Raw genomic sequence first — 11,998 nt, 5'->3', positions numbered from 1 at the left:
GGTGTGTTGCGTGCTGGAGCGTCGGCCATGGTGTGTCGTCCCCTTCGAATGTGGCGATGGCTCCGGGTACTGGATTCGAACCAGTGACCTTGCGGTTAACAGCCGCCTGCTCTACCGCTGAGCTAACCCGGACTGAATGAGAGGGTCTCGAGTGGGGTCGGGTCGTCCACTTGTCCGCAGTATACGGAGCGCACGTTCGTGCGAACGCGAAATCGCTATTCGAGAAAGTCGTGGAGCCGGCGGCTGCGGGAGGGATGACGAAGCTTGCGCAATCCCTTCGCCTCGATCTGCCGAATGCGTTCGCGGGTGACGCCGAAGCGCTTGCCGACCTCTTCGAGCGTGCGCTGATGCCCGTCGGCGAGCCCGAAGCGCAACTGCAGCACGCGGCGCTCCCGCGGCGAGAGCGTGTCGAGCATGTCCTCCATCTCGGTGTGGAGAACGGAAAGGACGGCCGCGTCGGACGGTGGCGTGGCCTCCTTGTCCTCGACGAAGTCGCCGAGCTCCGTGTCATCCTCGTTGCCTACCGGCGTCTCCAGCGAGACGGGGTCGCGCGAGATCTTCTTGATTTCGCGGACGCGCTCGGCGGTGATCCCGAGCTCGTCAGCGACCTCCTCGTCGCTGGGCTCGCGGCCCAGCTCCTGGAACAGCCGGCGCGAGACGCGCAGCTGCTTGTTGATCGCCTCGACCATGTGCACCGGCACGCGAATGGTGCGCGCCTGGTCGGCCACGGCGCGTGTGATCGCCTGGCGGATCCACCACGTGGCGTACGTCGAGAACTTGAATCCGCGGTGGTAGTCGAACTTCTCGACCGCCCGGATCAGCCCGAGGTTGCCCTCCTGGATGAGGTCGAGAAACGACATGCCGCGGCCGATGTACTTCTTGGCGATCGACACCACCAGCCGGAGGTTGGCCTCGGTGAGGGCGTCCTTGGCGGCAAGGTCGCCCTGCTCGATGAGCTTGGCGTAGTGGACCTCCTGCTCCGCCTTGAGCAAGTCGATGCGGCCGATCTCGCGCAGGTACATGCGCACCGGGTCGTCAAAGGAGACGGCGTCGGCGGCCTCGGCCTTGGCGATGGTCTCGTCGTCGATGTCGTCGACGGTCTCGAAGTCGCGGTCCCCGTCGCTGACGGCGATGCCTATGTCGACGAACGCGTTGAAGATGCGCTCGAGCTGGTCGGGCTCGGCCTCGATGTCGGGAAACGAGGTGAGCACGTCATCGGGGCTCAGGCACCCCTGCTCCTTGCCCTTGATGATCAGCTGCTGGGCGGTCACCGTCAGCTTCTCGGTCGGAGATGCAATGGTCACGTCCACACCTCCTTGTTCCACGTCGACACCACAGCCAATTCAACATTCCTCATGCCCGTCCAACGCAAACATCGCCGGATTGCGACGTCGACCGCCGAAGCCCTAGCAGGGCGTTGATCTTCGACCCGCCGAGCCCCAACCGGCGGCTGAATTGTGCGGTGGGTGGCGGCGGACCGCCGAATTGATGGTTGCCAGAGCCGCTGTGCCGCGGGCGTTCGGCCCTTCGGCCCCGTGATCAGGTGGCCTGGGCGTCCAGTGCGGTGATGCGGATCAGGTTGTACACCGCTCCGGCCATCAGGAACCAGGCTCGGTTGCGTTGCAAGCCGATGTAGCGCAGCTTCCTGCCGCCGGCAACCGTCTTCATCCAGCCGAAGGGTTCCTCGATGCGTTTGCGGATCCGCAGGCTGGTCACGTGCCCGGCGTGCCTCGTGGTGCGGCCGTCGATCGCACTGCGCCGGTTGGTCGTGTTCTGGGCAACGTGTGGAGTGACGCCGAGCTCGCGGCAACCGGCGATGAAGTCCCTGGTGTCGTAGCCCTTGTCGCCGGCAACCGTGCGCCGGCCGCGCCTTGGCAGCCGTCCCAGCAGGGCGAGCGCGGTCTCGCGCTCGGCGTAGCCGGTGGCCTGACTCAGCTCCAGGTCGGCGATCAGTGCGTTGCGGTGCTCCATGAGCAGGTGCCCGGCGTAGCTGAGCTTCGCCGCCACGGCATTGCCCTTTCTCGCCAGCCGCGCCTCCGGGTCGGTGGTGGATTGGTGGGTGTCATTGCTGCGCCGCTCGCCGTGGTAGTTCACCTCGGCGTTCCTCCCCGGGCCGGAGGGATCCTTCGGGCCGCCGTCCTTGGGCCGGAAGCTCTTGTGCGAGGCCCAGGCCTCGAGCAGGGTCCCGTCCACGCTGAAGTGCTCGCCGGAGATGTAGCGGCGCAGGTGCGCCTGCTGTACCACCGCGGCGAAGAAGCGGTCGGCGATCTCGTGCTTGAGGAGCCGATCGCGGTTGCGCGAGAAGGTGCTGTGGTCGAAGCCCTCGTCGTCGACGTTGAGGTCAAGGAAGAACTTGAAGAGCAGGTCGTAGCGCAGCCGCTCGCAGAACTGGCGCTCGCTCCGGATCGAGTACAGCGACATCAGCACCGATGCTTTGAGCAGATGCTCTGGGGGTACGCTCTGGCGCCCCGTGCTGGCGTACATCGCGTCGAACTCGGGCCCCAGCTCTTGGAGTACCGCCTCCACCACCGGCTTGATCCGCCGGATGGGGTGGTCCATGGGGATCAGGCTGTCCGTGGTCATGGTGGACAGCATCGTCGCCTGCCGGGTGCTGGTTCCGCGCATGCTGGATCTCCGCAAGCTGAACTGCTTGCTGAAGACTCGCACACCGGAGTCAGCCTGTATAGGGCTCCCCGGGGTCGAAAATCAACACCCTGCTAGCGGCTGGCGGCGGTTCGGCGCAGGTGGGGTGAGGCCGTCGCCAGCTCGCGGAGGCGCGAGGCGAGCCGCGCCACCTCGACGTCGTCCCCGCGCTCCTTGGCGGCGGCCATGCGGCGGCGCACGTCCGAGATCTCCGCACCCAGCCGCGCCTCGGTGACCCGCCTGAGGCTGTCGCTGATCGCGGTGTCGAGGTCCCCGGTGCGGCTCTCGGGCAGGAGCTCGGGCACGGTCCGCACCAGCAGCGCGGCAGCGAAGTCCCTCTCTTGTGGCGCCAGCGCCGTCAGCGGGAACGCCTCGCCGGCAGCTGTCTCCAGGGCGATCTCCACCATGCGGCGGGCCAGTGGGTGGCCGATGGCGGCCACCTCGAGCCCGAACTCGTCGGTGAGACGAGCGGCGATCTCAGGCCGGTGGACGCAGAGGGTGGCCAGGTAGCCGTCCCACGCGGCCGCGGGCGACAAGGGCGGCCCCGCCTCCGGCGCCCCGAGGTCCTCGGCGGCCGGGGGGGGCATGGCGCTGACCCGGAGCGGCCGTCCTGCGGCGGTTGCACGGAACGCCGTGGCGACGTCGGCGGCGATGGTGGCGGCCGTGAGGTTCAGCCGGCGGGCGGCTTGCTGGACGTACAGCTCGCGCGGCGCCGCCTCGGGAATCCGGACCAGCAGGGCCACGGCTCGTTCCGCCGCAGCCCGGCGGCCGTCGATGCTGCCCCCCTCGTCATCGCCGAGCGCGCGGTCGAGGAGCACCTGCCACTCCGGCGGAGCCTCCTCCACCGCGGCGGCGAATGCGGCAGGGTCGCGGCGGACCAGCTCGTCAGGATCCTTGCAGCCGCCGGGGAGCACGCAGATGCGCGCGGGTAGCCCTTCGGCGGCAACCACGTCGACGGCGCGCGACGCCGCGGCGCGTCCCGCCTCGTCGCCGTCGAAGCAGAGCACCACGCTGTCGGCGTGCCGCGACAGCACCTTGGCCTGCTCGCGCGTCAGCGCGGTGCCACTGCTGGCCACGACGTTGGGCACGCCGGCGACGTGCGCCGCCATGACGTCGAAGTAGCCCTCAACGATGAGAGCGACGCGCCGGTCGTGCATCGCGGCACGCGCGAGGTCGATGCCGAAGAGCGCACTGCCCTTGTGGTACACGGAGGTTTCGGGCGAGTTCAGGTACTTCGGCACGTCGTCGCCGAGCGCACGGGCCCCGAACGCGATCACCTCGCCACGCTCCTCGCGGATCGGGAAGACGAGACGGTGGCGGAAGCGGTCACGCAGCCGGCCCCCGCGCGCGTGGTGGGCCACCCCCGCATCGACGATCTCATCCGCGGTTGCGCCAGCCCGCTCCTTCAGGTAGCGCGAGAGCGCGTCCTCGCCGCCTCCACCCGCCGGCGCGAAGCCGATCCCGAAGGTGCGAGCCCGGCCCTCGTCGACGCCGCGCGCGGCCAGCAGGGTTCGTCCGTCCTCCCCTGCCGGCGACGACCAGAGCACGTGCTCGAAGAACGCGGCGGCGCGGGCGTTGATTTCGAGCGTGCGCTTGCGCCGCCGGGCGGCACCCCGGCGCTCTCCGCTCTGTGCCTCGGCTTCGAGCTCGACGCCGGCCTTCTCGGCGAGCATCTCCAGTGCGGCCCGGAAGTCGGCGTGCTCGACCTTCTGCACGAAGGTGAACATGTCGCCTCCCTCCTGGCACCCGAAGCAGTACCACGCCTGCTTGTCCTGGCTGACGTTGAAGGAGGGGGTCTTCTCCGAGTGGAACGGACACAGCGCACGGTGGCCGCGGCCCGCGCGTTGCAGGGTGACGTAGCCGCCCACCACGTCGACGATGTCGAGGCGAGCCTTGATCTCGGCGACAGCGTCCCGTGCCATGAGGCGATGGTAGGCCGCCCTGCGCCGGCGCCGGCGCCGGAGGTTTCTCGAGCAGCGCAACGTTAATGGAGCCGATGAGGACTCTCGAGGGAAGCCGGACCATGCTTCTTGCCGGGGCGGTGGTTGCCGCGTCGATGGGCGCTCTCCCTGCCACCACCGCCAGGGCGGCACTGCTGAGCCCCACCTGCCCCACGCTCAACGGGTCAACCGCGTCGTCTTCGAGCACCGTCTCTCCGTCCGACGGCAACCCGTTTCTCCTTTGCCGGTACACGCTCAGCAACCGGGTGCTGAGCTTCGACGGCACTCCCCTTCGCGTCGATCTCAGCCTGCCGACGGTGCCGTACATACCGCCGGGCTCGACCACCGCAGCCAAGCCTCCGCTGGTCATCTTCCAGAGCGGCTACAGCAACGACTACTGCCAGTTCGAGTCGACGACGCTGGCAGGCAGCACCGACGCCGGCTGTACGGACTTCATCGGAACCCCCGGGTATCACTGGAACAACGCCTGGTTCGCATCCAACGGCTACGCGGCCATCAACTTCACCCCCCGAGGTTGGTACGAATCGTGCGGGCGAGTGTTGAGCAGCGGGTACACCTACGCAACTGACACGGCCTGCCAGGCGGCGACCTCGGGGCACACCGGCGAGAAGAGCTGGGTGCATCTGCTCGACCGCCGCTGGGAGGTGCACGACGCACAGTTCCTGGCGGGGGTGGTAGCTGATGCGGCGGCAGGAACGCTCATCAACCCCAACCACATCGTCGCCACCGGCGACTCCGGTGGCGGCGGCCCCACCTGGGACGAGGGCCTGACGCAGGACCAGGTCGTGCTCACCACCTCGACGGCGAATCCGAGCCTGGTCAATACCACGCCGTGGACCTCGCCACTGGGCAAGGCACTGCACCTCACGGCAGCCTTGCCGATGTACACCTGGACCGACCTGGTCGACTCGCTGCTGCCCAACGGCACGGCCACCGACGGTTTCCATGGCGCGCCGCCGGTGGCCACGTTCAATCACGACAATCCGATCGGTGTCGAGAAGGAGAGCTACGTCGCCGGTCTGTTCGCCAGGGGGGTTACCAATGTCCCATCGCAGCCGTTGGACGGCGCCCAGTACGCGTTGTTGCCGTTGCAGGACCCGACTGCGGACCTGCCCACGTGGTTCGCGGAAATCAACGCGGGTGAACCGGCCTTCGCCGTGAACCCCGACACGCCGACCATCCTCGCCGAGGTGGGCGGTCCGCTCCGGTCGCCGTATGCCATGCCCATCCCTGCGAACAACCACAAGACGCCGTCGCTCAACACCCAGAAGCCGATCTTCGTAATGCAGGGACTCACCGACCCGCTCTTCCCTGGCCTTCAGGCGCTGACCATGATCAATCGCCTCCAGGCCGCGCACAGCCATTACCCCGTGTGGGGCTTCTTCGGCGACATCGGTCACTCCTATGCGCAGAATCCACTTGACGTGTGGAAGCAGGCCCACAACGAAAGCAACGGCTTCCTCCAGGCGGCGTTGCAGGCCACTTCGCTCACACAGCTGAGCCAGCTCTTCACACAGCCGACGATCACAGTCGATACCACGCGCTGCCTGCCGCAGCAGACGCTGCAGAGCTATTCCGCCAACAGCTTCGGATCCATCGCCACGACTCAGCTCACCTTCGTGGACGCGGGGGCCGCGCAGAACACGTTCAACCAGTCTGGTGGTGGCCCCGAGAGTCTCATGTCGGACCCGATCGTCACCGGCGGCAAGTGCGTGACCATGCCCTCGTCGACGACCGATTCCCATGAGGCGGTCTACAACTTTCCCGTCGCCTCACCCGCGACGCTCGTCGGCGGTCCAGTCGTCAACGTCAGCGCCACGCTGATCGGGAGCAGCGCCGAATTGGCAGCGCGCCTGTGGGACGTCGACAGCTCAGGAAATCAAACGCTGATCACGCGCAGCGTGGTCCGACTCGACCAACCCCCGGGCAATTCGACGATGCCGCTGTCGCTCCAGCTGTGGCCGAACGCATGGCAGCTGTGCACCGGCGACTCACTCAAGCTCGAGCTCACCCAGACTGACGCACCAACGTTTCGCCCGGACAACGAGCCATCTGCGATGTCCTTCAGTGGCCTGAAGCTGACCCTGCCGGCTGTGCCAGGCGCCCTGTGTTCGGCCTCTGTCGCCGTGGCCGAATCCCCTTTCGTGCCGGCGCTACCCCTGATACCCCTCGGTCTGGGCACCGTTGCCTTGCTGAAACGACGCCGCCGATCCGCGCTGCACTAAGCTCTCAATCTCCCATGAAGTTCGCGGTCCTAGGTTCCGGTCAGGTTGGCCGCTCCATCGGCGCCGGGCTGGTGCGCCACGGCCACGAGGTGCTGATGGGCAGCCGCGACCCCAATGCCGAGCACGTGGTGGCGTGGGTGGCTGAGGTCGGCACCGGTGCGCGCGCGCTGCCGTACGGCGAGGCCGCATCCGAGTGCGAGATCGCCTGTCTGGCCACCACGTGGAGCGGGACGGAGAACGCGCTGCACCTCGCCGGCGCGGCCAACCTCGTCGGCAAGATCGTCATCGACGTCACCAACCCGTTCGGGCGCGGGCCGTCAGGAGTGACCCTGGTCACCGGTCACGACGACTCCGCCGGTGAGCAGGTGCAGCGCTGGCTGCCCGACTCGCGCGTTGTCAAGACGTGGAACACGGTCAACAACCAGCACATGATCGACCCCAAGATCCCCGGGGGACCCGGCGACATGTTCCTCTGCGGCAACAACGCCGCCGCCAAGCAGACTGTGTCAGACCTGGTCCGCGAGTGCGGCTGGCCACCGCTCGACGTCGGTGGCATAGAGGCCGCACGCATGCTCGAGTCACTGGCGTTGTTGTGGGTCACCTATGCGATCAGCCAGCAGAGCTCCGACCACGCGTTCAAGCTGCTGCGCCGCCAGCCTCCTCCGGCGGGATGATGTGCCGGACGGTGGCCAGCGCGATCAGGCCACCGGCGGTGAGCATGCCGGCGCCGATGCGCATCGTTGAGGTGAATCCGTCGTTGAGCGACACTCCCGCGAGGTGTGTCGACGCCGACGCGAGCCCGGCGAGCGCGGGCACGACGGCGATCGCGAGCAACCCACCGATCCGCGCCACGGCATTGTTGATCGCCGACCCCACCCCGAAGTGGTGCTGGTCCACCGATGCCATCACCGCCGCCGTGAGCGGTGCGACCACGAACGTGAGACCGACGCCGAACACGACGACGCCGGGGAGCACGGAGGTCCAGTAGCTGTCGCCGTGGCGCACGCCGGCGAGGACCAGCAAGCCGGCGGCGGCGATGATCGGCCCCACCGTCATCGGCAGGCGTGGCCCGATGCGCTGGGCGAGCGCGCCCGAGCGGGACGAGAACGCGATCAGCAGGAGACCGGCCGGGAGGAACGCGGTTCCCGCGGCCAGCGCTGAGTAATGCAGGTCCTGCTGGAGGTGCAGCACGAGGAGGAATGTGATCACCGACAGCGCGGCGTACACGGCGAACGTGGTCAGGTTGGCGCCGCTGAACTGTCGTGACGAGAAGATGTCCAGCGGGACCATCGGCGTGTGCACGCGCAGCTCGACGAACGGGAACGCCAGCAGGAGGAGTGCGCCGACGACACCGGCGACCAGCGTCGGTGCCGACCAACCGTTGCTGGGCCCGTCGATGAGCGCGTACACGACGCCGGCGAGACCCACGGACACAACCGCCGCCCCGACATAGTCGGGCCGCCCGACCGCACCGTCGTCGCGCGTCTCGGGGACGTGGCGCAGAGCGATCCAGATGGCGACGGCGGCCAGCGGCACATTGATGAAGAAGATGGCCCGCCAGGAGACCGAGTCGATGAGCCAGCCGCCGACGAACGGGCCCACCACAACGCTGACGCCGCTTAGACCGGACCACAGGCCGACGGCTCGGGCGCGGTCGTGGGGGACGAAGCACGCGGAGATGATCGCCAGGCTGCCGGGTACCAGCAGCGCGCCGCCGACGCCCTGCAGCGCGCGGGCCACGATGAGCACAAGCGTGTCCGGCGCCCCCCCGCAGATGACCGATGCAGCGGTGAAGGAGGCCAGGCCGAACACGAAGACGCGGCGGCGTCCGAAACGGTCGCCCAGCGCGCCACCGAGGATGATCAACGCGCCAAGGGTGAGCATGTACGCGTCGGTGATCCACTGCAGGTCGCTCAGCCCAGTGTGCAGGTCGCGCGCGATGGTCGGGAGCGCCACGTTGACCACGGTGGAGTCGAGGAAGGCGACACCGGAGCCGAGCACGGCTGTAGCAAGGATCCAGCGCCCCGCGGTGCTGGAGTAGCGCACCCCCGCCGCACGCACGGGGGTCGCAACGTCAGTCGTCGCGACTCCAGAACCAGCGGCGGCGGCGTGACGCCGCCGGGGCCGCCGCCCGCTCCGCCTCGTCGGCGGCCCGGCGGGTCTCGGCGATGTCGCGCTCACGGTCGGCGAGCTCGCGCTCCTTGCCGGCGAGGATGCGGTCCTTCTCAGCCTGGGCGGCCGCGTGCTCGGCACGGGCGGTGTGGAGCTCCATCTGCAGCTGCTTGACCATGTTCTGACGGGCAACGAGCTCCGCCTGGAACCGCTGCCGCTGCTCGGTGTAGATGCGCTGCTCGAGGGTGCGCTCCCAGCGGTCGAGCAGGCCGGCGACGAGCTCGCGGGCGTCCAGCGACATCGACGCAAGGTCGCCGCGCGGCCCCGGCGCGGCGGCGTCCACCAGGCTCACCGTGGGCTCGCGAGTGGGCGGCGGGACGGCCAGCTCGGCCACGGCGGTGTCCTGGTCGGCACCGAGGTCGTCCTCATGCAGGCCGGAGGGAGCGATGGCCGGCATCCCGTCCTCGGCATCGTCGGCATCGTGGTCGAGCGCCGGTGGAAGGTATTGGTCGTCCTCCTCCATGGCGACCACGACGGTGTCGACATGGTCGACTTCAGCGGAGGGTGCGACCTCAGCGTCCTCCACGACGTCCGCGGCCGCCTCGTCGGACGTCTGGCTGACGTCGCCGCTCTCCTGGGTCAGCCACACCGGTGGCTGCTGTGGCTCGCGAGGACGAACCGACCACGGGGGTGACCGATCGGCGTCCGGCTGCCAGGGAAGCGCGTCGGCCTCCTCCTCAGCAGTAGGGCCGCTCACGCCTGTGGCGCCGTTCTGCCGTCCGGGCACCGGCGCCGGCCCGCTGTCGAACGCCGAGAAGATGGCGCTTTCCACACTCGGCTCGGTCGGCCCGCTCGGCTCGCTCGGCTCGAAGGCGGTGCTGAGGGTTTCCTCCTCCGTTGTCTGAGCCTCGTCCTGGATGGCGGCGGAGCGCAGGCCGCGATCGTCGAGCTCGATCCCGAGGTCACCGAGCCGCAGCGCGTAGTGGAGGCCATCGGCGCGCTCCACGCGGCGGGCGGGAATGTCCCCCGCCTCCACCCGATGGAGCAGCACCGAGAGCGGCAATCCGAGGCGCTCGGCGACCTCCTCGACAAGGAGGTAGGGCTCGTCGCTGATGTGTTCGCTCAACTCGACGGGACCACCAGACGGACCTGCGGAACGTGCACAGAGTAGGTCATCACCAGGAGCTGGGGCGGGGTCATCACCGTCCGATCACCTCGACGGAGTAGCGCGAGTTGTCGGTGAGAAGGGTGATGGCGCCGACGTTGTCGGTGATCACCGCGCGGATCGGCGAGGTCATGAAGACGTCGGGGGCGTCGTCATGCTCGGCCACGCTGCGGCGCACGCTGTACGGCATCCCCGGCGTGGGCGATTGCAGCTCGTCGCCCTCGACCACGTGGCCGTCGTCGAGCATCACCGGGCGGCCATCCCGGGTGGACACCTTGCGAACGCGAACGTGCTCAGCCACGCCAGTGAGGATAGCCGTCTGAGTCAGCGGCCCTGACGGCGCGGAGTGGTGCCCGAGCGCCGCGACCGGCTCTTCGGCTTGGCCCAGCCTGAGGAACGCTTGGCGCCCGTGGAGCGCTTGGCACCGCCCGGACCCCGGCTCGCAGCCGCTGAAGCGCTGCTCTTGGGGCCGGCCCGGCCGGCGCCCGGACCGCTGCGCCCGCCTGGTCCCGACGCCCGAGTCCCGGTGCGCGGCGGCTTGCCGGCGATGCTGCGCGCCGTTCGCCCGGGCGTCGCTGAGCGGCCACGCTCCCGAGCCCAGAGCTTGTCGATCTCCGCCGCGAGACGGTGCACCTCGGCGCGCAGCTCGATGACCTCGTGCCGGAGCCCGGTGGTGGATTCGACCCTGTGGTCCGGCGCAGGCCGGAAGGGTCGCGGTGTGTCCATCGCGAACCCGGCGTCGGACACCTCCGGGAGCAACCGCGGTGCCCGGGGGGCCCGAGGGGACCGCGGTGCGCGCGGGCGCACGGCGCCTTTGCGGTCGGAACGGCCGGGTTTGTTGCCGCCCGTCTTCCTCCCACCCCGTGGTGCAGGCATGTGGTTGCTCTCCTGGTGCTGTGGAGAGGTGATGGTATCCGATGGCGGGGTGAGCACCCGGCTGCCGGCGACAGTGTTGCTGCCACTATTGGCATGAACCGGCTCGCCTTCACAGCGGGCGTCAGCCGATCCGGCGGACCATGTAGTCGCGATGCAGCGGCCACGCATAGCTGGCTCGCTGGGCGGGCAGCGCGAGCACCCGCGACCGCGGCACCCACCAGCCACTGCGCAGCACGAGGGCCTCGGCCCGCGCCGGTCGGCTGCCGACACGAGAGCCGGCGGCGCTGGGGGCCCGAAGCCGTAGTGCGATGACAACGCCGACCAGCCCCAGGTCAACGATCGCCATCAGGGTGAACCACCCCCACGGCAGGTGGGTGGTCAGTGGGCTCCCACCGGCGGCTCCGAGAGCAGCGATCGTTCCAATCAGTGGCATCGCTGCGAACTGTAAGGGCGTCCGGGAGGCGCGTCAATCGACTTGTCGGCCTGGCGGACCTCCAGGAGGTGCCGGGTAGTCAAAGACCTGCGTGGGGCCACCGAAGAAATCGATGGTCTCGGTCAGCCGGCCGCCGAGGCGTCGAGCCACCGCCACCGACGCATCGTTCCCCAGCCTCACCAGAGAGATCAGCCGGTCCGGCTTGAGCCGCTCCCAGGACACCTGGAGTGCCACCTTCCCCGCCTCAGTCGCGTAGCCCCGCCCCTGGTGGCGCCGCGCGATCGCCCAGCCGAGCTCCAGCGCCGGCCAGCCGTCGGGCCGCCATGGTCCGGCGCGGCCGATGAACTCCCCGGTCTCACGCAGCTCGATCGCCCAATGCGAGTAGCCGCGCATCACTCCATGACCGACGTACATGGCGAGCAGGCGCCAGCTGGTGAGGCGGTCCACCGGGACCGGCGGAACCAGGTAGCGGGTCACCTCCGGGTCGGCCATCATCTCTGCGAACGCGTCGAGGTCGGACTCGCGCCATTGACGCAGGACCAGCCGCTCCGTCTCCACCTCCGCCGGGATCAGCAGCGGCAAC

The 11,998-nt window shown here is 69.1% G+C and carries 11 protein-coding genes and 1 tRNA gene; 2 read left to right on the top strand and 10 right to left on the bottom strand.

Annotation, left to right across the window (positions count from 1 at the left end):
• Positions 1–57 precede the first annotated feature (57 nt).
• From JF886_RS12670 to dnaG, 4 genes are all read right to left on the bottom strand, one after another.
• Positions 58–132 (bottom strand) — tRNA-Asn (locus JF886_RS12670).
• An 83-nt stretch (positions 133–215) separates the two neighbouring features.
• Positions 216–1,298: an RNA polymerase sigma factor RpoD gene (rpoD, locus tag JF886_RS12665; RefSeq protein WP_337313007.1), complete on the bottom strand. Its 1,083-nt coding sequence runs from the start codon at positions 1,296–1,298 to the stop codon at positions 216–218.
• A 241-nt stretch (positions 1,299–1,539) separates the two neighbouring features.
• Positions 1,540–2,625, bottom strand: a complete 1,086-nt coding sequence (locus JF886_RS12660) for an IS5 family transposase (RefSeq protein ID WP_337313005.1) — start codon at positions 2,623–2,625, stop codon at positions 1,540–1,542.
• 92 nt (positions 2,626–2,717) lie between these two features.
• Complete coding sequence (gene dnaG, locus JF886_RS12655) at positions 2,718–4,565, bottom strand: DNA primase (RefSeq protein ID WP_337313003.1); 1,848 nt, start codon at positions 4,563–4,565, stop codon at positions 2,718–2,720.
• Positions 4,566–4,639: 74 nt separating this feature from the next.
• Here dnaG and JF886_RS12650 point away from each other — a divergent pair, with 74 nt between their 5' ends.
• Positions 4,640–6,829 (top strand): CocE/NonD family hydrolase C-terminal non-catalytic domain-containing protein, encoded by a 2,190-nt coding sequence (locus JF886_RS12650; protein WP_337313001.1) that lies wholly within the window; start codon positions 4,640–4,642, stop codon positions 6,827–6,829.
• Between the two features lie 14 nt (positions 6,830–6,843).
• Positions 6,844–7,503 carry an NADPH-dependent F420 reductase gene (locus JF886_RS12645; protein ID WP_337312999.1) on the top strand — a complete coding sequence of 220 codons (660 nt, stop codon included), beginning with the start codon at positions 6,844–6,846 and terminating at the stop codon, positions 7,501–7,503.
• On the opposite strand, the gene JF886_RS12640 is transcribed toward JF886_RS12645, so the two are convergent.
• The 6 genes from JF886_RS12640 to JF886_RS12615 all read right to left on the bottom strand — a co-directional run bounded on the left by JF886_RS12640 (position 7,466) and on the right by JF886_RS12615 (position 11,997).
• A complete protein-coding gene (locus JF886_RS12640) occupies positions 7,466–8,890 on the bottom strand; it encodes an MFS transporter (RefSeq protein ID WP_337312996.1) in 1,425 nt (474 codons plus the stop codon). The genes JF886_RS12645 and JF886_RS12640 overlap by 38 nt on opposite strands.
• Before the next feature lie 13 nt (positions 8,891–8,903).
• Positions 8,904–10,067, bottom strand: coding sequence for a hypothetical protein (locus JF886_RS12635; RefSeq protein WP_337312994.1), 1,164 nt, complete (start codon positions 10,065–10,067; stop codon positions 8,904–8,906).
• Positions 10,068–10,140: 73 nt separating this feature from the next.
• On the bottom strand, positions 10,141–10,407 hold the full coding sequence (locus JF886_RS12630) for a hypothetical protein (protein WP_337312992.1): 267 nt from the start codon (positions 10,405–10,407) through the stop codon (positions 10,141–10,143).
• A gap of 23 nt (positions 10,408–10,430) precedes the next feature.
• Positions 10,431–10,853: a hypothetical protein gene (locus tag JF886_RS12625; RefSeq protein ID WP_337312990.1), complete on the bottom strand. Its 423-nt coding sequence runs from the start codon at positions 10,851–10,853 to the stop codon at positions 10,431–10,433.
• A gap of 250 nt (positions 10,854–11,103) precedes the next feature.
• Complete coding sequence (locus JF886_RS12620; RefSeq protein WP_337312988.1) at positions 11,104–11,415, bottom strand: hypothetical protein; 312 nt, start codon at positions 11,413–11,415, stop codon at positions 11,104–11,106.
• A 33-nt stretch (positions 11,416–11,448) separates the two neighbouring features.
• Positions 11,449–11,997, bottom strand: coding sequence for a GNAT family N-acetyltransferase (locus JF886_RS12615; protein WP_337312986.1), 549 nt, complete (start codon positions 11,995–11,997; stop codon positions 11,449–11,451).
• Position 11,998 lies beyond the last annotated feature (1 nt).

The sequence above is a fragment of the Candidatus Aeolococcus gillhamiae genome, assembly GCF_016464765.1.
GTDB lineage: Bacteria > Chloroflexota > Dormibacteria > Aeolococcales > Aeolococcaceae > Aeolococcus > Aeolococcus gillhamiae.
Note: the sequence above shows the minus strand (reverse complement) of the source record. Positions and strands in the feature narration are given on the sequence as shown.

Bases quoted from the DNA above. Each gene is read 5' to 3' on its own strand.
- dnaG (WP_337313003.1), bottom strand. From the start codon at position 4,565: ATGGCACGGGACGCTGTCGCCGAGATCAAGGCTCGCCTCGACATCGTC.
- JF886_RS12620 (WP_337312988.1), bottom strand. From the start codon at position 11,415: ATGCCACTGATTGGAACGATCGCTGCTCTCGGAGCCGCCGGTGGGAGC.
- JF886_RS12660 (WP_337313005.1), bottom strand. From the start codon at position 2,625: ATGCGCGGAACCAGCACCCGGCAGGCGACGATGCTGTCCACCATGACC.
- JF886_RS12650 (WP_337313001.1), top strand. From the start codon at position 4,640: ATGAGGACTCTCGAGGGAAGCCGGACCATGCTTCTTGCCGGGGCGGTG.
- JF886_RS12645 (WP_337312999.1), top strand. From the start codon at position 6,844: ATGAAGTTCGCGGTCCTAGGTTCCGGTCAGGTTGGCCGCTCCATCGGC.